This window comes from Pseudoalteromonas sp. PAB 2.2 (assembly GCF_001938575.1).
Classification (GTDB): Bacteria; Pseudomonadota; Gammaproteobacteria; order Enterobacterales; family Alteromonadaceae; genus Pseudoalteromonas; species Pseudoalteromonas lipolytica.
In genome coordinates this window covers 700,399-723,377 of sequence record NZ_LYPI01000007.1, presented here as the reverse complement: position 1 = coordinate 723,377, position 22,979 = coordinate 700,399, and the positions used below count along the sequence as shown (strand labels likewise).

Genomic DNA, 22,979 nt, shown 5'->3' with positions numbered 1-22,979 from the left:
TTGACTAGTTTTTGTTGATTATTTGCTGGCTATCCCTTTTAAATTAATACATTACACACGCATAAAAAAAGCCGCATAAATGCGGCTTTGAGGTTAGTCTCACTTCACTTTGGGCGTGTCTCCAAATTTCAGTGAATACGTTACCAAGGAACTTTTTTAATGTAATTAAATTGATTCTAAAGCAATTTTAACCATTTCGTTAAAGGTGCTTTGACGCTCTTCACTCGGCGTTGCTTCTCCGGTGATCACGTGATCACTTACGGTAAATAGTGCCATAGCTTTTGCGCCATACTCGGCTGCTACGCCGTACATGCCTGCTGTTTCCATATCAACGGCGAGTACGCCTAGTTTGTCGAGCTCTTGATAGAATGTGTTATCTGCTTGGTAGAATGTATCTGTTGTGAATACATTACCTACTTTTGCTTCGATACCTAGCTCTTTCGCAGCGTTTACGCCATTAAGTAGTAAACCAAAATCAGCAATAGCGGCAAAATCGTAACCACGCACACGTGCACGATTTACGTTTGAGTCAGTGCTTGCACCTTGTGCAAAGATAACGTCGCGAATTTTAATATCGCTACCAATACCGCCACAGGTACCAATTCGAATTAGATTTTTAACGCCATAACTAACAATCAATTCACGGGCATAAATTGACATCGATGGAATACCCATCCCAGAACCCATAATACTCACTGGCTTACCTTTGTAGGTACCGGTAAAGCCATACATATTACGAACGCCTGTTACTTGTTTTGCGTCATCTAAAAAGTTTTCAGCAATGTACTGTGCGCGCAGTGGATCACCCGGCATTAATACCGTTTCTGCAAATTCGCCTACATTGGCACTGATATGAGGAGTACTCATTATTGGTTTCCTTTTTTGTTCGCTAATAGCTCATCTTTAAAGCCATCACCGTATTCAAGTGCAGGCAGATTAAACCACTGGGCAAGGGTTTGACCTATGTCTGCAAAGCTAGCTCTTTCACCAAGCGGGGTGTTTGTCATTCCCGGTTGGTAGGCAAGTACTGGCACATATTCACGTGTGTGATCAGTACCCGCTGCGGTTGGATCACAACCGTGATCAGCGGTAATGATAAGTACATCATCACTCTGTAGCTGATTTAAAATAGTCGGTAAGTAATCATCAAACTCTTTTAACGCTGTGGCATAACCCACTGCATTACGGCGATGACCGTACTTTTCATCAAAATCAACTAAGTTTGTAAAAATCAAACTATGGTCCGGAGCCGATGCTATCACTTCTGAGGTTTTCTCAAGTAGGTTCATCAGGCCCGGCGCTTTGTGTTTTTGGGTAATGCCTTGGTGTGCATAGATATCGGCAATTTTACCAATACTGATCACTTCACCGCCGTCTTGCGATAATTTATCAAGCAAGGTTGGCGACGGTGGTAACACTGAATAATCACGACGATTACCTGTGCGGGCAAAATCATCGCGGTTAGAACCCAAAAATGGCCGCGCAATCACTCTTCCTATGTTCATTTCATCAAGCAGCGCCCGTGCGATTTCGCAAACCTGATAAAGTTTCTCCAGTCCAAATGATTCTTCGTGCGCGGCTATTTGAAACACGCTATCAACTGAGGTGTAGCAAATCGGCATGCCGGTTTTCATATGCTCTTCACCCAGTTGTTCTAAAATGGTGGTTCCTGAGGCATAACAGTTACCTAAAATGCCAGGGATACCAGAACGAGCAATTAGCTCGTCAACAAATTCTTGCGGAAAACACGGCTGTGTATTAGGGAAATAACCCCAATCAAATAACACAGGAACGCCCGCCATTTCCCAATGGCCAGACGGTGTATCTTTACCGCTTGATAACTCTTTAGCATAACCCCACGCACCTGTTGGCGCTTGACGGTCACTGACTAAACAAGGCTCTTTACCAGCAGCTTCACATGCATCGGCTAACCCTAAACGCGTTAAATTAGGCAACGCTAAATGCTCACCCGTTTCGTCTGCATAGGCTTTCAATAGATGAGCAAAGGTATTCGCGCCTACATCACCAAACTTCTCTGCGTCAGGTGCTGCGCCAATTCCTAGGCTATCTGCCATTAAGATGATTGCTCTTGCCATGGGTACCTCGTTATCAATGTGTGAATACTTTATATGCTCTTTGAATTTTTGGTACAGGACATAAGTCCTGTTTCATTAAACGGAAACATTATAAATTTGCGTCCTTAAGCGAAGCAAAAGAGATTAATCGTGTCTTTTTTGCTATTGTGATCTACCTAACAATGTTTCCTTCTGTGTGGGCGAGAACTTTAGTGACACGAACAATTATAGCTATTGCTGGCGCATCTGCGTCGGGCAAGTCTCTTTTTAGCAAGACAATTTATAACGAATTAGTCAGTGAGCTTGAACCGGGCGCGATCGCAGTGATCGAAGAAGATGCTTATTACAAGGACCAGTCGCATTTACCGTTCGACCATCGAACGCAAACTAATTACGACCATCCTGATGCTTTCGAGCATGAACTTTTACATGAGCACTTGCTTCAATTACGCGCTGGTAACTCTGTAGAAGTACCTACTTACGATTATGCAATGCATACACGCAGTGATGAAACACGTCGTGTTGCACCTGCAAAAGTGCTCATAGTCGAAGGTATTTTATTATTGAGTGATCCGGCACTTCGAAAAGAATTTGATATTAAGGTGTTCATTGATACACCGTTAGATATCTGCCTTATGCGCCGTATGCAACGAGATATGGAGCAGCGTGGCAGAACATTACAGTCCGTTGTTGAACAATATCAAGCGACAGTGCGACCTATGTTTTATCAGTTTATTGAGCCATCAAAGCACAAGGCTGATTTAGTGGTCACACGCGGCGGTATGAATCGCGTTGCGATTGATATAATTAAAAGTAAAATAAAATATTTACTGCAACAATAACAACGGGAAACAGTCAGTATGACAACATTTATGAGCTTAGTAGGCATTGTTGTGCTACTAGCCATTGCATTTGCGGCATCAACAAACCGTAAAGCAATAAATTTAAGAACAGTCGGCATTGCCTTCTTGCTACAAGTATTAATTGGTGGCTTTGTCTTGTTCTTTGAAGTGGGTAAAAACGTACTGGCAAGTATGTCTAAAGCCGTTTCTTCAGTCATTGGCTATGCAAATGACGGGATCAGCTTTTTATTTGGCTCACTCGCATCGCAAGATACCTTAGGGTTTATTTTTGCGATTCAAGTATTGCCCGTTATTGTGTTCTTCTCAGCGCTGGTCGCTGTGTTGTACCACATAGGGGTGATGGATTGGATAATTAAAATTCTTGGCGGTGGTTTACAAAAACTATTGAAAACCTCGCGTCCAGAATCGCTTTCTGCAACCGCCAATATTTTCGTTGGCCAAACAGAGGCACCACTAATTGTTAAACCGTTTATTGCCAGTATGACTAAGTCAGAGCTGTTTGCAGTAATGGTGGGTGGCCTAGCAACCGTAGCAGGTTCTGTTATGGCGGGTTATGTGACAATTGGTGTAGAGCTCAAATACTTAATTGCGGCCAGCTTTATGGCTGCACCGGGTGGTTTCTTAATGGCAAAAATGATTGTGCCAGAGACTGAGACCCCTAAAGAAGATTTAGCCGATTTAGACGTGCAAGAAGAAAAGCCCGTTAATGTCATCGATGCTGCGGCGTCAGGTGCCGCAAACGGGATGCATTTAGCGCTCAATGTGGGTGCAATGTTACTTGCTTTTGTGGCGCTTATTGCACTTCTAAATGGTTTATTAGGCGGTATTGGTGGTTGGTTTGATCACCCAACATTAACGCTACAAGAAATTTTAGGTTATGTATTTGCCCCAGTTGCCTGGTTATTAGGTGTACCGTGGAGCGAAGCCGTAATCGCAGGCAGTTTTATAGGTCAAAAGGTTGTAGTTAACGAATTCGTTGCTTACCTCGACTTTATAAATTATCGCGATACGTTAAGTGCGCACACACAAGCGATTGTCACATTCGCGTTATGTGGGTTTGCTAACTTATCATCGATAGCAATTTTACTAGGTGGATTAGGCGGTATGGCGCCTGGTCGGCGAAAGGATATCGCACGCTTAGGGCTCAGAGCAGTGTTAGCAGGATCTATGGCTAACCTAATGAGCGCAGCAATTGCAGGTTTTTTCCTCTCGCTAGCTTAGAAACTTAATGAGATGAGCCGTAGTTGCAAAACAATAGGATAGGACTTTAAGGGGTTAAAGGTCTATCTGACTTGAACGATACTTCACCAAGGGCCGAAAGGCCCTTTTATCGTTTTTATGTGCTAATATTTATTTACTAAGTCTTTTTAAGTACATAAATGAAATCTTCTCTACTTATATCTTTATTCTTATGTATGAGTTGGTCTGTATTCGCCGCACCATCACTCACGGTCGTGACTGAGCTCTCTCCTCCTAATCAATCGCTCATCAATAATCAGGTTACGGGCGTAAGCACTGAGTTAGTGAAAGCTATTTTTGACAAAGCTGACTTGCAAGCAAATATTGAACTTTACCCTTGGGCACGTGCCTTTAATATGGCGCAAAAAAAACCTAATACCTTTATTTACAGCATTGCAAAAACGCCTGAGCGATTAAATCAATTTGAATGGATTGGTGAAGTAGCGACGTACCATATGGGGTTTGTTAAACTGACCTCCCGTAAAGACATTAAAATCAGCTCAAACGAACAAGCAAAACGCTATAAAATAGCGGTACAACGTGATGATCTTGCTGCGAAGCAATTGACCGAGCGTGGCTATATTCTGGTCTATACGACGGATATTACAAAGTCGTATCAGTTATTAATTTCGGGTAAAGTTGATTTAATTATCGATGATAAAAACTATCTTACTGCGATGGCCGATCAACTGGCACAGGATGAGTCACGTTTTACCTTTGTTCATGCCATCGATTTTTTAAGCATGAATGGCTATTTAGCTGCCAATAAACACACCAATCCACGCTACATAATGGCCTTAAAAGCCGCATTCAATGAAGTATCAAAAACGCAACGGTATAAAGAAATAATGATGCTTAACAAGCAACATTAATTATTGGGTGGGGCGTACTTAGCAATATATTTATCAAGTAGCCCTTGGCGACTTAACTTGTTGTAGCTCGCTTGCAAACGCTCAACAAACTCTTGAGGCATGTTTTTGTTAAGCGCCAAAAAGTTACCCACTGTTTCATTTATTGGCAACTCAATAAGTTTTACCACTTCTTTTCCAACATAACCATATTGCGTAAGCTGGTAATGAAATGACAACTCAGAGCCAATTATCAAGTCGAGTTTATTTTTGAAAAATAGGTTGATGCACTCATAATGATGGCCGAATTTGAGTAAGTTTTTATTATTTTCGAAGCCAATACTTTCGACAAATTTTTCGTAAATGCCATCTCGTACAACACATAAGGTGTAGTCTTTCACTTCTGATAAGTCACGGGGATTAACATGGGCATTCGATTTTAAGCGATAAAAGTAATTGCGCGATGATGCCAATGGCCCAACCCACTTAAACAATGCTTCACGCTCGCTAATGCGCGCAGCTGATATAAGCCCAGACATAGGATGCTGCTGTGCTAAATGGTAGGATCTTGCCCAAGGTAACAGTTCGAAGCGACACTCAATGCCTGCATCAACGCACATTGCACTTACAAACTCGAGATTAATGCCTTGTAAGTGCCCTTTATTAGAAAAGTTATACGGCGGAAACTGCTCAGTGTAGATCGTGAGCGTTTGTTTTGCTAACGCGACAGGGGCAAAACATAGGCATACTAATATTAAATATTTTAAAATAGCTAATGCACTCAGATAAAATTACTGCATTAAATATAGAAATATTCATCATGCCAGTCAATTTTTAGGCATTAAAAAAGCAAGCCGTAGCTTGCTTCTTTTTAACTTTTACTTTTCAGTAAAAATTATAACGGAGTGATGTTATCCGCTTGAGGACCTTTTTGACCTTGTGAAAGAGTGAACTCTACACGTTGGCCTTCAGCTAAAGTTTTGAAACCGTCGCTTTTGATAGCGCTGAAGTGTGCAAACACGTCTGGGCCATTTTCTTGCTCGATGAAACCAAAACCTTTAGACTCGTTAAACCACTTAACTGTACCTGATACGATGTTAGACATAGTATTATTCCTGATATTAAAAAATTAAAAATGCCCATGTGGGCGGGTGTAGCAAAAAATGAGATGGTACTTAAAAACTTCAGGACGGTACTACAAGTATTACTTATACAACAACGAAATAAAGATTTATTAATTACACGCTTTCTTTCTAGCTGACGCCCACTATATAGAGTTAAAGCGATAAGTCAAACACTATCGACAATTAAAATTCAAATTCAAGCGCTAAACGAAAGCTATGGTCTTTACCCGATTGACTTAATTCACTTATAAAGCCGGCTTCCCATTTAAGCTGGTGTTTAGGGCTAAAGCGGTGCAAGCCGATAAAACCAGGTCCTACACCAAAAAAGTCTTCACCCGAATACACCTCTATCGATGGCTGAAACTCAGCGCGATAACGATAACGGTATTGTAAGCGGAACTCGGTTTCCCATTCACTTTCTATGTCTGCGCCCCACTCGTACACTAAAAACGCATTCATGGTTAAGCTTGTACGACCAAATTCTTTTTCCCATAAAAAGCCTGTCGTGGCCTCGTAAGCATCAATTGTATGTTGTTTTTCAAGCTCGAATAAGGCGCCCCAGTCAGCCCATAACCGCCCTTGCTCAACAAGCTGCCAGCGCAGTTCAACCTCATAAGACGCTAAACCGAAATCGCCATTATCGTCTCTTTCGCCAACCATATACCCCTCAAGGCTCATGGTATCGTTAATGGCTCCGCCAAAACCTGCACGCTGAGCAAGTACGTTGCCTTGGTCGGTTTGCCTTGAAACGAGCCGCCATTCAACCTCACGCTCAAACGGCATAACATAGGGGTGATATACTTTATCAACCACCATGCCATCGGCGTGCGCAACATGTGCCATACTTGCCAATAACAAGCAACTAAAGCTAATAATTAAGAACCGCATACAGGCTCCTTAGTGTGTTTAACGTTTAAAACACGGGCGAGGACTAAAAATACAATTGTGGCAATTGCATAAACCCATAGCGCCGTTTTACTGGGCGTTGCTTCGTAGCCTAGCAACGCTTTTAACACCCGACCCAGCTCGGAGTTTTCAACCACAAACCCGCGCCAGTCTAAATAGTTTGATGTTATATCGAGTACGTCGATTTGACTCGCTAAATCAAGCAATATGAGTAATTTCGCCGTCGCATTTAATGCCAACAACACAATTAATGACTGGCATCCTGCACGCCTGACAATGCTCTCGAGTAAAAAAAACAACAGCACGCCAAAGCTAATGCAAATACCGACTCCTAAAAAGGTCCCTAATAGTAGTGGTTCGGCCGCGTCTTTACTGTGCCAAAAGCTCACCAAATAAATCATGTAATGACTTAAATACAACGCCATAGTCGCTACTAATGCCACTGCTGCTGCCACTTTACTGTGCCGACAGCTTAGTAACGCGGCAACAAATATCACCACACACAGTAGCATTTGAATAAACTCTAAACCTCGGTGCTGAAACAGCTGACTGACCCACGCCGCACCTTGAACAAACAGTAAACTAACCGCAATACCTACCATGCTGTGTATCAGTACTTGTCGTTGGCTAAGGGGCACAATCAAACTTAATAAAACGGCTAAAATTACCACTGGCAACAACTGATTTATGCTCATTAATAAACTAGTTATCAGCATTTTTATCCTCCGTCGCAATCACGGTGCCGCGTGCAGTATTAGGCGAAAATTCACCAAAAAAGTCGTAGCGTCCGGGGCTTAGCGGGCCAATATAAATAACGCTTGTGCGGCCTGGGTAAAGTACTTTTTCGCGGTTTAGATCAAAACTATCGAACTCTTCTGGGGTGTTATCTTGATTGTCGATCAATAAACGTAGTTTTTTGTTTGCCGGCACTTTAATTTCGGCGGGATAAAATAAATGATCTTTTAATATGAGTGTGTACTCTTTGCCATAAGCGAGCCAAGAAGGCAGACACAACATCATTGTGAACGCAAAAATCCATTTATTCACTCCTGTCTCCTTTTATAAAGGACACGCTCACACATAAGCCACCTAAGTGGCTATCGGCAAGCGCAATATCAGCGTTATAAATCGATACAATGTGTTCAACAATCGCCATACCAAGTCCTGCCCCTTGCTCTCCTGATGGGTGTTTATCGCCGCCCACCCGATAAAAACGGTTAAAAATACGCTGTTTTTGGGCTTCATCAATACCGGGGCCTGAATCATCAATTTGCCAGATATACCGACTATTGTCGGTTTTCAGGGTAATGCTCAGTTCTCCCTGAGCGGGGGTGTATTTTATGGCGTTACTGAGTAAGTTGCCAAATAAAGTGACGAGCGTAAATTCGTCTCCGTCGATGATAAAATCATCTCCTTCTATGCTAATTGTGTGCTCTTTTTCATCAATGCGGTCATAAAGTTGCGACACCACTTGCTGGCTAATTTCTAGCACTGAAATGGGGCTAAATTGCGCCTGCCATTGCTCGGGGTAAGTTCGCCCTAAAATCAACATTTGCTCAACAATGTTACTGAGTTTATCGAGCCCTTTTTCCATCGCATCAAGTTCAATATTATCACCCCCTTGGGCAAGTAAATTATGTACATTGATTTTTAAACTGCTGAGTGGAGTTCGCAGTTCATGGGCAGCATCTGAAGCAAAAAAACGCTCCCGTAAATAGGCACTCTCAACACGCTTAAACAAGTCGTTTAAGCGGTTAATAACGGGTTTAATTTCTTGCTCTGGGGTTTGCCATGGTATTGCGGTAAAGTCATTTGCTTGGCGATGCTGAAGCTGATTAGAAAGACGTGTTAGCGGTGCAAGCCCTTGTTTTACAAAGACACTGATTAGAACAGCCAAAATGGGCACACTCCACAGCAATGGGGTCATTGCTGACAGAATAACGGTTTCGGTGAGCGCTACGCGCTTACTTAACGGCTCTGCAATTAATACCCGCTTATTAGCTTCGCTTAAACGGTAAACCTTGACCCGTTGCCCCGCTAAGTTTTCGACACTAAAACCTGGCTGCCATTGGCTTTGATTAATAGGGTTATTGTGCAATGACGTTGAACTTGAGACCACTTTGTCATCAACCCAAACCTGAAACAACAGCTGGGGCAAATCAGTGCTATATGAGGGTGTTTCTTTGCTTAGCGGTTGTTCAATCAGCACATGTGCAAGCGTCACCAACTCATTATCGAGTAATGCTTCAGCCTGATTCATACTTTCGCGGTAACCTTTGGTGAAAGCCAAAAAGCAGGTCAAAATCACCATTGAGAGTATTAATAAGGTGAGTCGCTTACGAATTGACACTAGCGTTTACCCACCACATAGCCGATACCACGCAAGGTTTTAATAAATTCCTTAGGGAATTTTTTACGCAAATGATGAATGTGCACTTCGATGGTGTTTGAACCTACTTCTTCACCCCATTCGTAGAGTTTACTTTCTAACTGCTGTTTGGACTGCACCCGACCTTGGTTTTCTAACAAGGCTTTAAGCAACATAAACTCTTTGCGAGGTAAATTGACAGGCTCGCCTTGATAACTCACGGTAAAAGCTGCGGTATCCATTTCGACGTCGCCCACTTGCAGTATACTCGTTTGCGCTTGCGTTAAACGCCGGCTTGCCACTCTAAGGCGAGCAAATAACTCGGCTGGATCAAACGGTTTAGCCAAATAATCATCAGCACCTAAATCAAGCCCCATCACTTTATCATCAATGCTGCCACGGGCTGTTAAAATCACCACAGGAAGCTGTTTACGATTCTTTTTTATGTGCTTTAGAATATCGATGCCATCACCATCTGGTAGCCCTAAATCAAGAACTACCAGTTCAATTTCATCGCTTTGCAACCATTGCATCGCAGACTTAACGGTCGCACTGTGTTCAACACTATAACCTTGTTGACGTAAAGAGCGACACAGGCCTTCTGCGACTAAATGGTCGTCTTCAACGAGCAATAAATGCATGAGTTATCTCTTTAATTTTTTCTCGACCTTCGCCAATAATTGCGTGATTTCTTGTTGGCGATAAAGATCTGCTTTTACTCTATCAGGGCGCGCAGGCGCTTGCTGAGCAACCAGTAAAAATTCTTTTGCTGATTTGTATTTATGCTCATCATATAAAAACGCGGCATATAAATAGTTGCTGTCGATGCCACGAGGATTTAGCTCAAGCGCCTGTTTAAATAGTTTTTTCGCTTCATCATCGTCACCAAAACCGATGGGCCAACCGGGTACTTTTCCGTATAAGGTTGCTAGGCTTGTGTATGCTGAGCCATCAAGTGCATTTGGGTCAAGTTTGAGCGCTTTTTCAAATTGCGCCTTAGCATCTTTAGCCAGACCTAACGCCCCTAGCCCGCCTTTTGCACCTGCATAGCTCGATAACACAATACCATACCAAATATGGCTTGCCGCTTGTGCGTCATTTGCTTTTGTAAATTCAGCCGTTTCACTGGCCAACTTTTCAAACGCATTTAACTGTGCATCATCAACTAATTCGTAATTAACCACTGCCCACTGCTTTTGCACCGAGCTTAAATCACTATTAAAGTCGGCTTTTGCTGGGGCTGCCATAATAACGCCTAACATCATCAGGGCTTTTAAATTTAGTTTAGTCATAATCGTTCACCTTAATCAATTTAGTTCGCAAAAAAACTTTTTATTTTAGGAAGTTGTTTTGCAATTGCGTTATCAACTAGTGATGGAAATGCACCGTTAATACGGGCAAATAATGTTTCAGGGAAGCCGATAAAGCGGCGACGTTTTTTTGATTTAATTAACTCAACCAATGCATCAGCTACTTTTTCTGGCGGATCCATCGTGTTACCAAGTTCTTTGTTCATGGCGCGTACTTGTGGCGAGTTAATGGCGGTGTCGGTTGCACGAGGTGCTAAATACAACACCTTAACCTCGCTGTGGCTCAGCTCTCTAGCAAGTGCTTCTGTCATACCTCGCAGGCCAAATTTACTGGCACAGTACACCGTTTGATACGGATACCCGATACTTCCAAACGACGAACCTATGTTGACTATGGTGCCTTTATTGCGAGTAATTTGGGGCAAAAACAGCTGGCATAATTTAATCGGTACAGTGAGATTAATATTCAATAGATGATCTATTTGCTGCTCACTCATTTCACTAAAGCCTTGCATAACGTTCACACCCGCATTGTTTATAAGTAAACTTGCCCCCCCTATTTGCTTCGCAAATTTAGCGAGCTCATCGCGTGATTCACTGTTATTTAAGTCGGCCTGAAAATATTCAGCGTCGTTGCCACATTCTAATTGCAGTGCAGCAAGTTGCTTAATGTTGCGCCCTACCAACACCACACGCCAGCCTTCTTTTGCAAGACGAAGCGCAATAGCACGACCAATGCCCCCCGTTGCACCGGTTAGTACACAAACGGGGCTACTCATGCGCTTTGCTCCAAATCTGACTCACGAAAGAAAGGCTCGGTATCAAGATCACGGAAAATATTGCCGTAAAGTTTATAAAAGCATTTAGCAGCGTGGATAATGGCGTGTTGATCGTCTTCGTTATCGATTTGATTCATTAAACTTTCGAAGAACTTCACATGTTCAATATCAAGTGCACCGTGTGACGTAAGGTAAGTAAACGCCTTTTTAGGTAAACCAATGACGTCACGAATTTGCCCTGCTGCGTTATCTGCCAAGGCAATTGAAGTGCCTTCGAGCACATGCACCATGCCAAAAAATGCCACTGGATTACCACGATTTATTAAATCGTACGCGTATGACACCATCAGCTCTGTTGAAAACTGCGGACGCGAATTGCGTACCCGCTCTTTATCAAAACCGCAGGCAGCAATATCGTTTAACACCCACTCTTGATGGCCCAACTCTTCTTCGATGTATTCTGCAACGGCTTCACGTAGCCACTCTTGTTTATCGCTTAGCTTTGCACCCAGCGCCATTAAAAGCGGTACGGTGTGCTTAACATGATGATACGCTTGCGATAAAAACGACGCATATTCTGCAAGGTTTACCTCACCTTTAAACACACGACCAATGATTGGTGCTGCTAATAGGTAATCACGCTCTTTTTGTGTTTCGGCTTGTAATGTATTGAAAAATTGACTCATGTTCGTCGCCTCTTGATAGAATGCTGAAATCTCGCTAGCAAAAAATGAGTTAATCACCTCGCGCTTAGGGCGATTATTGCTCGTTAATAAACCTTGTGTGTGGCTCATTGGCTCTGCCAAACGGTGCCATTTTAGGATGTGTGCGTACTCAGGCAGCTGCGCGTTTTGGGCAGCAACATGCGCGGCAAGTTCATCATCAGTCATTGCTGGGTTGGCAAATATTAGCGCCGATAAAAACGCGTAGCCTTCACCAACAACGACCGCTTGCTGTACATGACTGTGACTAAGTAATAACGACTCAGGCCACTCAGCGCTGATATTGCGGCCAACGCTCGTGATTAGCTGGTTTTTTAAGCGTCCCTGGATCACTATGCGACCCTCATGCTCAGCGACCAAGTCACCTGTTGCATACCAATCATCGCTCTTATGTGCCGCTTGCCCTAAGTAACCTAAAAATAATGAGCCTTTAATAAACAGTTGGTTGTTTTCAATTTTGTATTGAATGTGATTGAGCGCGCGCCCCGCCGTTTCAATATCATCATCAGCTGGGGTATTTAAGCTCACCACCGATGAAGACTCAGATAAGCCATAACCCTGATAAACCGGTAAGCCGTATTCACGGGCTTGCTTGATCAGTTTGCGACTCACCACAGCTCCCCCCACAGCAATAAATTGTAAGCTAGTCGGCGCTTGCCATCCCTGCTTTGCAAAGGCCACTAAGCAGCTAAGAAGTTCTGGCACTAAAATGAGGGTATTGGGCTCAGTGCGCTCTATCGCAGCAATGAGTTTTTGCGGTTCACGTAACTGAGCCCCCGAAAAACCAAGTTCAGCCAATGGCACTACATTAACACTCCCACCCGCTAACAAAGGCGCATAAACACCGGCTAAGTTCTCAAGAAGTACAGGTAAAGGTAAAAGACACAGATGGTTTGGTTTTTCTAAACCAATACGTTTATAAAGTGACGTTGCCACCTTAATTTGGCTTTCAAGCGATAAACACACCCCTTTTGGCGTACCTGTTGAGCCCGACGTAAAGGTTATTTTTTGCGTATTTTCGAAATATGTAATCGGCTGTGTATCAGATAACTGATATACATATAAAGGGTAGCGTTTACATACGTCAACCAAGGCCACTAATGTTGCATTTTCGCCTTCGAAAACACGGTCACATACGAACAACTTAGCCCCACTATTTTCTAGACTCAGCGCAATTTGCTGTGCGGTAAAAAACGTTGGAAGCGGAATCGCGACTCTTTCAAGTTCAGTGAGTGCGGCTTCAAGCACACACCATGCAGGTGTGTTATCCAGTTGGAAAGCAACGCCTTGGCCTGAAAATTCAGCCAATGTTGGTAATAAACGCGCGACCTCTTCAAGAAAGCCATGCTTAGTTAAAGAACGCACACCATCAGGGTGCTGGCACATCAATAAAACGTCGCTATCGCGGTGCGGTAACTGTGCAAACCAATTCATAGCGCCTCCAAAAACACAGCAAGCTCAAGCGATGACAACAAACACTGTTGTTTAATATTGAATAAAGCGGGGGTGTTTATGATGCATTGATGCGCTTCATTTAAGTCAACGACACAAAGGGTCGGTTGGTTATCGTAATAGCTGCCCCAACTCGCAGGGTCTTGAAGTGCATAGGCATTCGCAACACCAATTTCATTGCAATGAACACCCAGCATTTTTAATAAAGCACGTACTTTACGAGTGGCACAAAACACTAAATGGCTTGCCCCTGCTTGATAAAGCGCTTCGTTCATTAACACAAAATGCGCCAAGGTGGCTTTTCGATGCGTTGAGCACAAATTACCTAGCTCAAAAATCTGCTCACGCTTGGCATTCACGAAATGCTCAATAGGCGCTGGCAGGTACTGTTCAATAAACAAAGGATATGATGCAGAGCGAAGCCCTAGCGTACACACTTCACCATCAATATTGAGCTCGCAAAGTAACGGCATAAATTGCGTAATTTTCGCATTATAGGCAGCAGCAAAACCTTGCTTAATAGTATTCTCGAGACGGTCACGGCCGTGTCCCCCTTCGCGTACACAAACAAAAGTGGGATCGTTTACTTGCGTATATTGTGAGTGTTTAACTGACAGCATTATCGTTCGCTCCACATAGGTTATGTGTAAAATTTATCGAGCGAAACTTAAATAAAACTTAAGAAATATTTATTTTTATAAAATATTTTTATTTCCTTGAATTGAAATGCATTTATTTTCATTAAAAACAAAAATGCCAGTCGCAAGGACTGGCATTTTATCGCTCAGATAATAAAGCTATTTAACCGTGTTATTTAACGATGCTCATTTCTTTTAATAAGTTTTGGGCATTGTCGACCTTATCCATCACCCACAGCATGTAGCGTGAATCAACATGGATAGAGCGATTTAGATTAGCATCGTAATCCCAATCACCAATAATACTCTCGTACACACCATCAAACAGTAAACCAACCAGCTCGGCATTGCCGTTTAAAGTAGGTGAACCTGAGTTACCACCTGTGGTATCAACATTCGATAAAAAGTTAACGGGCACCGTATTCATGCCGCCCGTGTAGTCGCCGTAAAGCTTTTGTTTAATCAACTCATTTTGCTTTTCAGGAGAGTTGAATGGTTCAACGCCGGTGTTCTTTGCAAGCAATCCTTCTAAAGATGTAAAGGGGGTTGCCACTAAGCCATCCTGCGGTGAATAGCCACCTACCGTGCCATACGTCACACGTAATGTGCTGTTAGCATCAGCATAAACAGGTTTGTTCATCGCTTTGTTGTAAGCAATAATGGCTTCCATTAGAGCTGGGCGCGCAGCTTGTTGCTTACCTTCAAGCTCTTTTTTCGCATCTTCAATGTCTTTCATCACGTTAAAAATAGCGTGTGCGTATTGAATAAATGGATCGCTGCTTTGCTTTAATTGTGCAAGGTCTAAATCAGTCATCCATAGACGCTTTGTTTCATCGCTTAGCACTGAGTTAGCATACATATCATCAAGCAAAGCCTGTTGCTTTTGCTTGTCAAAACCAGCGCTTAAACCAAGTGCTTTATCAACTTCTGCAACACGCTCGTCGCTTGGTAGCGCTGCATACTGCTCAATAAAGTACAGTAAAATAGCTTTATCAACCGTTTCGTCGTAACGGCGGCTCATGCTTTCTAGGCGAGATTTAATACGTGGAATATCACGCTCTTGGTAGCCGCTTTCACGTTCTGCGTCTGGCTTTTGCTTTTCATAGGCTAAACGATACAGCATGCGCGCTGATGACATCATTTGCGAACGATGCACATACCCTAACATGCGGTCGCGTTGATTATGCTGCTGCGACTCATCGACTAACGCGGTTAAATCTGCCAACACGCTGCCGTATTTAGCTTTACGTTGACTGTCTTTATTAATCCACGCTGCTAGATCTTTCTCGAATTGCTGTTTGCGGGTATACATTGAACCTTTATTAAAGCTCTCTATCATTGAGCCATAATTTTTAATGTAATTGTTATAGCCAGCGATTGTGCTTTCGTAAGCAATACGCGCCGCGGAACCCTCTGGGGCATTTTCTTCAATCAATGAAACATATTTTGAATTGTATTTGCGTGCCAGTGGATAAGCCGTGTTAAACACGTAATCAACCTCAGGTGAAATACGGTAGCGGTTAGTGCTACCTGGGTAGCCCGTTACCATTACAAAGTCACCCTCTTGTACGCCCTTGGCACTGACTTTTAAAAACGCATCGCTTTGGTAAGGAACATTGTCTTTAGAAAACTCAGCGGGTTTGCCATCCTTGCCCACATAAGCACGGTAGAATGAAAAGTCACCCGTGTGACGCGGCCACATCCAGTTATCAATGTCGCCGCCATATTTACCCACGCCCATGGCTGGGGCATACGCTAAACGCACATCTTTAATTTCAAGTGACTTAATTAAGTAATACTCTAAGCCACCATGAAAAGTATACACATTACAGCGGTAGCTATCATCTTGCTCACACTCGCTTACCAATGCTTTTCGGTTTGCTTCAATGGCATCAAAACGCGCTTTACCGGTTAGGGTATCGGTGCCTTGGTTTACTTTATCTGTGACTTCAACGACATCTTCAGTCACGTACACGCGTGAACCTGGTGCGGCAGGCACTTCTTCGGCATGATTTTTAGCAAGAAAGCCGTTTTCAAGAATGTTGTTCTCGGTTGTTGAGTTGTACTGAATTGAGCCATACGCACAGTGATGATTTGTTACCACTAACCCTTTAGGTGAAACAAACGAAGCGGTACACCCCCCAAGGCTGATAACTGCATTCATTGGAAACTCTGTCAATTTTGAGATTGACTGTACGTCGATGTTCAAGCCTTTCGCTTTCAAAATTGATTCAAGTTCTGGCAATTGGTGAGGTTGCCACATACCTTCGTCTGCAACAGCAACATTTGCCACAGCGAGACCCACTGCAGCTGCAATAAATTTAAAACGCATAGAATACCTTTATATTATTTTGTTAATCATTTTTAGCGGTCGTATCATTCACCTTGTTTTGTACAATAGCAATAATTTGCGACTACGATTGTCAAAGTTTGTAAACATTTAAGCCTACTTAGCCTCGTAAACCACGGCATTATGCGCATGCAAACTTTCTTGATGTTCAATTTTAAACTGATAGTCAGCAAGCCCATTCATTGCCTCTAAACATGCCTTTAATCGCCTTGCTGCATCCTCACAAAATAATAAGTTTTCTGCATTAAGGGCTGCAAATGCTTGCTCATCTTCACGCTTAACCGCGGTTTGCACGGGAGTACCAATTGCGTGTTCACATGTTTGTATAAAATGCGAAAGATCAGGCAATTGTTCACTCTCAAAGGTGGCGTCTATGTAGGCATAAGAGCGCTGGCTATGCGGCGTTGCAATCGAGCTTTCTTCACTGGCAAGCCAGCCTAACAATGCGTGCTTATCGATGCTGTCCTCTTTAAAATGTGTGTCGACCGCTTCACTTAAAAGCTGTCGCGACAACGCCGCTGAGCACGGGCATGTACTACTGTAAGCAATCGTGACGTTTAATTTAACCGTTAGGTGCGCTTGCTGAGTAATGGTTAACACCACGGGGTAAGCATTATACCCCGCGTTATCACTGAGCAATGCCGGTTTTAACAACGGTAAATCAAAATGTAGCACCAGCTTTGCTCCTTGGCTTAAGCCCTGTTGAGAAGCAAGCATGTGGTTCATACACTCAGCCAATCGATGCTGAGTTAATGTTTGCTGTGCCAACATCTGATTAAGCATTAAATACAAACGCGACATATGAATGCCTTTAGCATTGCTGTCTAGGCTAACAAACACATCAGCAAACGCATTAAGCGCCACATTTAACCCCGCCAACTCAAGCTTGATAGGTAAGGCTATTTTTTCCATACCGACCCACTTTAACGGAAATTGAAAATGGCTATTATTGTGTGAGGTTATATCGGGTAAATACATAGTGGATTCTTATAAATGACTAAAATTAAAAGCCTGATGGCCTTTTCCTAATGACTGACTTAAAAATAAAATGCCAATACAGTTTATCTGAATAATTAATGATACAATATAACATACCATTTAATCACTGAGAATGGGGCTAAAAAATACGGTTGCTTTTAAAATTGACAAAAAGGCGATATGATTTTGGTCTGTTTATATAATAAAGACAGTCGGGGTTTAGGGTAGATTCACCACTTATCGCAGCCAATAATCACCTTATCGCAACGGATGGGGTCATTCGTCGTCATCCACAGTATCCTCAGTCTATTGGTTACACAGTCATTGTGCTCCTAGTGAGCATAACTGCGCCGCGACTAACTATTAACGAAGCTTTCGCATTACCGGCGCAATTTAATTTTAGAAATAAAAAAGAGATAAACAATGAAACACTTACTCGCAACAGCGATCAGTTCAGCGTTATTGTTAACGGCCTGTTCTGAACCACAAACAACAGCAAACAATACCACTACAGAGCAAACAGCACCGGCAAGCGCTGTTGAACAAACAAACCCACTGTTTGTGAAAAGCGAACTACAATACGAAACGCCTGATTTCAACGCCATTAAAGATGAGCACTTCATGCCTGCTTTCAATAAGGGCATGACAGAGCAAATGGCAGAAGTTCAAGCGATCATCAACAACACAGCAAAGCCTGACTTTGCTAACACCGTTGTTGCACTTGAAAAAAGCGGTGAATTATTAACGCGCACACGCAGCATTTTTTATAACCTAGCAGGCAGTGATTCAAACCCTGCTCGTCGTGAAATACAAAAAGAACTCGCTCCAAAGCTTGCTGCACATAACGACAATATTTTCTTAAATAAAGCACTGTTCGACAAAGTTGCTAGCGTACATGAACAAATGGATTCTTTAGCGCTAACAGCCGAAGAAAAGCGCTTACTTGATGTTTACTACAAGCGCTTTGTACGTGCAGGTGCAAAACTAAACGCAGAAGAAAAACAACAAATCCGTGATATCAATACAAAGCATTCAAGCTTAACCACGCAATTCTCGCAAAACCTACTAGCACTGACTAAAACCAACGTTGTGTTAGTTGATGACAAAGCACAGCTTGAAGGCTTACCTGCGGGTCAAGTTGAACAGCTTGCTAATGCTGCCACAGAAGCGGGTCACCCGGGTAAGTACCTAATCAAAATCACTAACACCACACGTCAACCAATTTTAGCCACACTGAAAAATCGTGACCTGCGTGAAAAAGTATGGCGTGCATCTGCAGAGCGTGCTCTTTCAGGCGAAAACAGCAACCGTGAAATTGTTGCTGAACTTGCTAAGTTACGTGCTCAAAAAGCCAAATTACTAGGTTATGACAGCTGGGCTGCGTTTGGTTTAGAGTCGCAAATGGCGAAAAAACCAGAAGCCGTATTTGATATGTTTGCCAGCATGATCCCGGCATTGATGCAAAACGTCAACGCAGAAGCGGCAGCAATCCAAGCGAAAATTGATGAGTCAGGTGAGCAATTTAAGCTGCAACCGTGGGACTGGTTATTCTACGCAGAGCAAGTGCGTAAAGATAAATACAACCTAGATGAAAACGCTGTTAAAGAATATTTTGAATTTAACCGCGTATTAGAAGACGGCGTGTTTTACACAATGAACCGTTTATACGGTATTACTTTCAAACCACGCAACGATCTGCCCGTTTATCACCCAGATGTGAAAGCGTACGAATTATTTGATGCAGACGGTAAGAGCTTAGCTATTTTCTTTGCTGATTACTTTGCCCGTGAAGGTAAACGTGGTGGTGCATGGATGAGCTCGTTCGTGAAACAGTCTGGCTTAAAAGAGCAAAAACCCGTGGTTGTGAATGTTATGAACATTCAAAAAGGTGCCAATGGCGAACCAACACTTATCAGCTATGATGAAGCCACGACAATCTTCCACGAATTAGGTCATGGCCTACACGGCATGTTCTCAAACGTGAAGTACCCAACATTGTCTGGTACGTCGGTATCGCGTGACTTCGTAGAGTTCCCTTCTACCTTTGAAGAAGACTGGGCAATGTACCCTGAAGTTATCGCTAATTATGCAAAACACCACAAAACAGGTGAGCCAATTCCTGATGAATTACTGAAAAAAGTAATTCAATCTCGCAGCTTTAACCAAGGCTACGATACGCTTGAGTATGTTGCAGCAGCGCTGTTAGATATGGAATGGCACTCACTGAGTGCAGATGCTCCCCTGCAAGATATCGAGAAGTTTGAACAAGAAGCACTGACTAAACACGGCGTGAACGTACCATTTGTTCCACCTCGTTATAAATCAGCCTTCTTCTCACACTCTATGGGTGGTGGCTACTCAGCTGGTTACTACGCATATATGTGGAGTGAAATCTTAGCGGCAGATGCCTTTGCTTATGTACAAGAGCAAGGTGGTTTAACACGCGAAATGGGTGATAAATACCGTAAAGAGATTTTAGAAGTTGGTAACTCACGTGACCTTATGGAATCGTTCAAAGCATTCCGTGGTCAAGAACCTGATACCTCAGCGCTATTAAAACGCCGTGGTTTAAAAGCGACTGTTCAGTAGAGCAGTTGCGACTCCCCACTTTGTGCTTATAAAGGCACAAAGTGGGGACATTCCGTTAGGCAATGGCTATGTGGGATTAACCCCGTAGTTTCACACCGACCTGTCACAACGTTTTATGCCGCGTTTTTAATAATTTAGAGCTTTTCTATTCCACCACAAAATCAAAGTAGGTGGCTGGGTATGCCTGAGGCTGATAAGTAAAGTGCCACCATTCCATTGAATACGGTGCAAAGCCTGCATCGGTCATCAACTGTTTAAGTTTATATCTATTTGCTTTTTGACTGGGGCTAATTCGTGAGTCGTCGGTGTTAGAAAGGGTATCAAACATATCAAACGGTGACCCCATATCAAGCTCTTTCCCCTTAGAGTCAACCAACGTTAAGTCGATAGTTGAACCTCGGCTGTGGCCTGATTTAGCAGCAATATAGTCGCCAAGCAGCTGGTCTTTCCCTAAATTTGGATAAAACTCAGCTTTTGTGCGGGTATCCTCTAGGTCGTTTACCCAACGCACAAAATGATTAACAGCGCGTTGTGGGCGGTAACAATCAAATATTTTTAGACCAAGTCCCTCAATTTGCGCCGCATTTTGCACTTTTTTAAGCGCATTGGCAGCGCTGGTGTGCAATAAACACTTAGGGGCGTTATAGCCCTCTATCGGTTTGCCGACAAAGTTATGATGGCCAAAATAACGAATATCGAGCATCGCATTTGGCAATAATGCACCGACATCTACAAACTCGCTGCGCTTATCTTCTTGTGGGGTTGCATTGACCGATGCCGCGCTCAGTAATGCTACACCGACAAAAGCCATTGATTTAGACACGCTATATAAGTGAGTGAATGCCATTAAATTTATCCGTTAATAACTTAATTAATTTCACTATTACACAATAAATAACTTATTCCAACTCTGTCGCCTCAAAAAGCGACGTATCCTGTTGATCATAAATCGTATCGACAACACAGCGATTGCGACCTGTTCTTTTTGCTAGATAAAGCGCTTGGTCGGCTAATTTCATAACGTCGTCTAGGCTTAATTGCTCAAGCGGCCAGCCCGCAATACCAATCGATACATTAATATTACCCACCGGTTCAATAATGCTTTTAGAAATGCGTATACGTAAACGTTCAGCCAATTGATACGCACGCTTAGGGTGCACATTAGGTAAAATAACAATGAATTCCTCACCGCCAGTGCGTGCCACAATATCGCTATCACGCGTCACATCGAGGAGTATTTTTGCTAAAGATTGCAAAACAACATCGCCAATATCGTGACCAAACTCATCATTTACGCGTTTAAAGTGATCAATATCAATCGCTAATACCGCAAATGAGCGCTGCTGTGCCATTAATTGGCTTAACTGCATATTTAAGCTTCTTCGATTGTGCAAACCCGTTAACGGATCAGTGTGTGCTTCGTGACGCAAAAGGCCTATTTTACTTTCTAACAGCCCAATCCCTTTGAGCATTGCTTTTCTCAGTTCATCGCTCTCATAATACCAAGAGCGAATGTGTTTAAGTGCAACTGATGTTGTGGGCTCATCCAAAGTATTTGCTGTTTCAGCCAGCTTTCTTAAAGGCTGAGCTATCAATTTTGCAAGCACCCAAATTAACACGAATGTTAATATTCCTATTGGCGTCGTTTTAATAAATACTTGCCACATTAAGCTATCAAGCGGTGCAAGGGTACTTTCAAGCGGACGTTGTGTTACCACACCCCAGGGTGCCATTGTCATGGGGGCATACCCCGCTAACATTGCAACACCTTGACTATTAATCACTTGTTGCTTACCAACTTTGCCTTTAAGCACAGCATTGATCACTTGGTTATCAAATACTTGCTCACCTATGCGCTCTTTATCGGGGTGATAAAGCAAACGGTTGTTTTCATCGACGACATACAAATACGAGCCGTCTTGGTGATAATGTACCTGCAATAGTTCGTTGAGAATACTGGCACGCTTTAAATATAACGTGCCGCCTACATAGCCAATAAATTCATTGTTTGAGTTAAATAACGGCTGTGACATAAAAATCAGTAAGTTACCGGCCATTGAGATATAGGGCTCACTGATCATAGGGACGCGATACGACAGCGCGGCTTTGGTACCAAAACTATCCACTTTACGATTTTGTAAGTTAAGTGAAAGGGGCGACACCCCTAATATGTCACCAAACTTATTGACAATAATTGTTGAATTAAAACTGTTTGTTTGCAGCCTTAATCGTTCTGCTTCAGCATTAATGAGCGTTTGATTTGTAAAATCTGCTTCAAGTATTTTGGCAACGTATGCTAATTGCTGCTGCGCCGCCAATAAAAAGTTATCGGTAGCAGACACAAGCTTCGCCGCATACGCTTCATGATTATTTAATGTGTTATCTATCAGCTGCTGTTTTTGAACTTGATAGCTTGAGTAGTAACTATTTAGCAAGGTAATGAGCGTTGCAGAAAACGCCAGCAGTAAAATTAAGCGATGCAGGTTCAAGCCCGCTCTAAGACAATTAAGCACGATACATCTCATTTTATAAAGCCCAATCTCCGTATCGAGCACATCTAATACCTTTATACTAGCAATTATAAATTTGTACCTCTATAGAACTTTTCTCAAATATTGATTTAGCGCAACAATAAGTGCATTTACTCTAATAAATCACTTTATTGATTAACCACTGCCATAGATTCATAGATTCATAGGTTCATAGATTCATAGATTCATACACTTTCATTTAAATTC

The 22,979-nt window shown here is 42.7% G+C and carries 21 protein-coding genes and 1 pseudogene; 4 read left to right on the top strand and 18 right to left on the bottom strand.

Features of this window, described 5'->3' with window-relative positions; genetic code table 11:
- Positions 1–165: 165 nt before the first annotated feature.
- Complete coding sequence (deoD, locus tag BWD47_RS03625; RefSeq protein WP_036972525.1) at positions 166–867, bottom strand: purine-nucleoside phosphorylase; 702 nt, start codon at positions 865–867, stop codon at positions 166–168.
- Positions 867–2,096: a phosphopentomutase gene (locus BWD47_RS03620; protein WP_036972526.1), complete on the bottom strand. Its 1,230-nt coding sequence runs from the start codon at positions 2,094–2,096 to the stop codon at positions 867–869. The genes deoD and BWD47_RS03620 overlap by 1 nt, the downstream gene beginning before the upstream one ends.
- 191 nt (positions 2,097–2,287) lie before the next feature.
- Here BWD47_RS03620 and udk point away from each other — a divergent pair, with 191 nt between their 5' ends.
- The 3 genes from udk to BWD47_RS03605 all read left to right on the top strand — a co-directional run bounded on the left by udk (position 2,288) and on the right by BWD47_RS03605 (position 5,049).
- On the top strand, positions 2,288–2,917 hold the full coding sequence (udk, locus tag BWD47_RS03615; RefSeq protein WP_036972527.1) for a uridine kinase: 630 nt from the start codon (positions 2,288–2,290) through the stop codon (positions 2,915–2,917).
- An 18-nt stretch (positions 2,918–2,935) separates the two neighbouring features.
- A complete protein-coding gene (locus tag BWD47_RS03610; protein ID WP_075593388.1) occupies positions 2,936–4,159 on the top strand; it encodes a NupC/NupG family nucleoside CNT transporter in 1,224 nt (407 codons plus the stop codon).
- A 158-nt stretch (positions 4,160–4,317) separates the two neighbouring features.
- Positions 4,318–5,049: an ABC transporter substrate-binding protein gene (locus tag BWD47_RS03605; protein WP_075593387.1), complete on the top strand. Its 732-nt coding sequence runs from the start codon at positions 4,318–4,320 to the stop codon at positions 5,047–5,049.
- Here the strand turns inward: BWD47_RS03605 and BWD47_RS03600 are convergent.
- From BWD47_RS03600 to folE2, 14 genes and pseudogenes are all read right to left on the bottom strand, one after another.
- Complete coding sequence (locus tag BWD47_RS03600; RefSeq protein WP_256719194.1) at positions 5,046–5,726, bottom strand: ABC transporter substrate-binding protein; 681 nt, start codon at positions 5,724–5,726, stop codon at positions 5,046–5,048. The genes BWD47_RS03605 and BWD47_RS03600 overlap by 4 nt on opposite strands.
- Before the next feature lie 194 nt (positions 5,727–5,920).
- The gene (locus BWD47_RS03595) at positions 5,921–6,130 is read right to left on the bottom strand and encodes a cold-shock protein (RefSeq protein ID WP_036972536.1); all 210 of its coding nucleotides are present in this window, start codon (positions 6,128–6,130) and stop codon (positions 5,921–5,923) included.
- 202 nt (positions 6,131–6,332) lie between these two features.
- Positions 6,333–7,037 carry a hypothetical protein gene (locus BWD47_RS03590; protein ID WP_036972537.1) on the bottom strand — a complete coding sequence of 235 codons (705 nt, stop codon included), beginning with the start codon at positions 7,035–7,037 and terminating at the stop codon, positions 6,333–6,335.
- Complete coding sequence (locus tag BWD47_RS03585; RefSeq protein ID WP_075593385.1) at positions 7,025–7,771, bottom strand: iron transporter; 747 nt, start codon at positions 7,769–7,771, stop codon at positions 7,025–7,027. Before BWD47_RS03585 ends, BWD47_RS03590 begins: the two co-directional genes overlap by 13 nt.
- Positions 7,758–8,075: a cupredoxin domain-containing protein gene (locus BWD47_RS03580; protein ID WP_118845288.1), complete on the bottom strand. Its 318-nt coding sequence runs from the start codon at positions 8,073–8,075 to the stop codon at positions 7,758–7,760. The genes BWD47_RS03585 and BWD47_RS03580 overlap by 14 nt, the downstream gene beginning before the upstream one ends.
- A 19-nt stretch (positions 8,076–8,094) precedes the next feature.
- Positions 8,095–9,405, bottom strand: coding sequence for an ATP-binding protein (locus BWD47_RS03575; protein WP_075593384.1), 1,311 nt, complete (start codon positions 9,403–9,405; stop codon positions 8,095–8,097).
- Positions 9,405–10,064 carry a response regulator transcription factor gene (locus tag BWD47_RS03570; protein WP_036972544.1) on the bottom strand — a complete coding sequence of 220 codons (660 nt, stop codon included), beginning with the start codon at positions 10,062–10,064 and terminating at the stop codon, positions 9,405–9,407. Before BWD47_RS03570 ends, BWD47_RS03575 begins: the two co-directional genes overlap by 1 nt.
- 3 nt (positions 10,065–10,067) lie before the next feature.
- Complete coding sequence (locus BWD47_RS03565; RefSeq protein WP_036972546.1) at positions 10,068–10,715, bottom strand: hypothetical protein; 648 nt, start codon at positions 10,713–10,715, stop codon at positions 10,068–10,070.
- Between the two features lie 20 nt (positions 10,716–10,735).
- Positions 10,736–11,512: an SDR family oxidoreductase gene (locus BWD47_RS03560; RefSeq protein ID WP_065979227.1), complete on the bottom strand. Its 777-nt coding sequence runs from the start codon at positions 11,510–11,512 to the stop codon at positions 10,736–10,738.
- Positions 11,509–12,198 carry a TenA family transcriptional regulator gene (locus tag BWD47_RS20185; protein WP_199524833.1) on the bottom strand — a complete coding sequence of 230 codons (690 nt, stop codon included), beginning with the start codon at positions 12,196–12,198 and terminating at the stop codon, positions 11,509–11,511. Before BWD47_RS20185 ends, BWD47_RS03560 begins: the two co-directional genes overlap by 4 nt.
- Positions 12,199–12,690: 492 nt before the next feature.
- A pseudogene (locus BWD47_RS03555) lies at positions 12,691–13,620 on the bottom strand (AMP-binding protein); the annotation flags it as partial.
- Between the two features lie 44 nt (positions 13,621–13,664).
- Positions 13,665–14,306 carry a thermostable hemolysin gene (locus BWD47_RS03550; protein ID WP_065979225.1) on the bottom strand — a complete coding sequence of 214 codons (642 nt, stop codon included), beginning with the start codon at positions 14,304–14,306 and terminating at the stop codon, positions 13,665–13,667.
- 190 nt (positions 14,307–14,496) lie between these two features.
- Entirely contained in the window at positions 14,497–16,656 is a 2,160-nt protein-coding gene (locus tag BWD47_RS03545; protein WP_036972550.1) for a S46 family peptidase, read from the bottom strand.
- Between the two features lie 114 nt (positions 16,657–16,770).
- Positions 16,771–17,652 carry a GTP cyclohydrolase FolE2 gene (gene folE2, locus BWD47_RS03540; RefSeq protein ID WP_075593383.1) on the bottom strand — a complete coding sequence of 294 codons (882 nt, stop codon included), beginning with the start codon at positions 17,650–17,652 and terminating at the stop codon, positions 16,771–16,773.
- 423 nt (positions 17,653–18,075) lie between these two features.
- Here folE2 and BWD47_RS03535 point away from each other — a divergent pair, with 423 nt between their 5' ends.
- A complete protein-coding gene (locus BWD47_RS03535; RefSeq protein ID WP_036972554.1) occupies positions 18,076–20,241 on the top strand; it encodes a M3 family metallopeptidase in 2,166 nt (721 codons plus the stop codon).
- Between the two features lie 145 nt (positions 20,242–20,386).
- Here BWD47_RS03535 and BWD47_RS03530 read toward each other — a convergent pair whose 3' ends face one another.
- Positions 20,387–21,088: a M15 family metallopeptidase gene (locus tag BWD47_RS03530; RefSeq protein ID WP_218640585.1), complete on the bottom strand. Its 702-nt coding sequence runs from the start codon at positions 21,086–21,088 to the stop codon at positions 20,387–20,389.
- A gap of 52 nt (positions 21,089–21,140) precedes the next feature.
- Positions 21,141–22,754 (bottom strand): sensor domain-containing diguanylate cyclase, encoded by a 1,614-nt coding sequence (locus BWD47_RS03525; RefSeq protein WP_305954736.1) that lies wholly within the window; start codon positions 22,752–22,754, stop codon positions 21,141–21,143.
- Positions 22,755–22,979: the final 225 nt, after the last annotated feature.

Excerpts from the sequence above, each read along its gene's own strand:
- deoD (WP_036972525.1), bottom strand. The coding sequence starts at position 867 with ATGAGTACTCCTCATATCAGTGCCAATGTAGGCGAATTTGCAGAAACG.
- BWD47_RS03620 (WP_036972526.1), bottom strand. The coding sequence starts at position 2,096 with ATGGCAAGAGCAATCATCTTAATGGCAGATAGCCTAGGAATTGGCGCA.
- BWD47_RS03610 (WP_075593388.1), top strand. The coding sequence starts at position 2,936 with ATGACAACATTTATGAGCTTAGTAGGCATTGTTGTGCTACTAGCCATT.
- BWD47_RS03605 (WP_075593387.1), top strand. The coding sequence starts at position 4,318 with ATGAAATCTTCTCTACTTATATCTTTATTCTTATGTATGAGTTGGTCT.
- BWD47_RS03595 (WP_036972536.1), bottom strand. The coding sequence starts at position 6,130 with ATGTCTAACATCGTATCAGGTACAGTTAAGTGGTTTAACGAGTCTAAA.
- BWD47_RS03590 (WP_036972537.1), bottom strand. The coding sequence starts at position 7,037 with ATGCGGTTCTTAATTATTAGCTTTAGTTGCTTGTTATTGGCAAGTATG.
- BWD47_RS03585 (WP_075593385.1), bottom strand. The coding sequence starts at position 7,771 with ATGCTGATAACTAGTTTATTAATGAGCATAAATCAGTTGTTGCCAGTG.
- BWD47_RS03580 (WP_118845288.1), bottom strand. The coding sequence starts at position 8,075 with ATGATGTTGTGTCTGCCTTCTTGGCTCGCTTATGGCAAAGAGTACACA.
- BWD47_RS03570 (WP_036972544.1), bottom strand. The coding sequence starts at position 10,064 with ATGCATTTATTGCTCGTTGAAGACGACCATTTAGTCGCAGAAGGCCTG.
- BWD47_RS03565 (WP_036972546.1), bottom strand. The coding sequence starts at position 10,715 with ATGACTAAACTAAATTTAAAAGCCCTGATGATGTTAGGCGTTATTATG.
- BWD47_RS03560 (WP_065979227.1), bottom strand. The coding sequence starts at position 11,512 with ATGAGTAGCCCCGTTTGTGTACTAACCGGTGCAACGGGGGGCATTGGT.
- BWD47_RS20185 (WP_199524833.1), bottom strand. The coding sequence starts at position 12,198 with ATGAGTCAATTTTTCAATACATTACAAGCCGAAACACAAAAAGAGCGT.
- BWD47_RS03550 (WP_065979225.1), bottom strand. The coding sequence starts at position 14,306 with ATGCTGTCAGTTAAACACTCACAATATACGCAAGTAAACGATCCCACT.
- BWD47_RS03545 (WP_036972550.1), bottom strand. The coding sequence starts at position 16,656 with ATGCGTTTTAAATTTATTGCAGCTGCAGTGGGTCTCGCTGTGGCAAAT.
- folE2 (WP_075593383.1), bottom strand. The coding sequence starts at position 17,652 with ATGTATTTACCCGATATAACCTCACACAATAATAGCCATTTTCAATTT.
- BWD47_RS03535 (WP_036972554.1), top strand. The coding sequence starts at position 18,076 with ATGAAACACTTACTCGCAACAGCGATCAGTTCAGCGTTATTGTTAACG.
- BWD47_RS03530 (WP_218640585.1), bottom strand. The coding sequence starts at position 21,088 with ATGGCATTCACTCACTTATATAGCGTGTCTAAATCAATGGCTTTTGTC.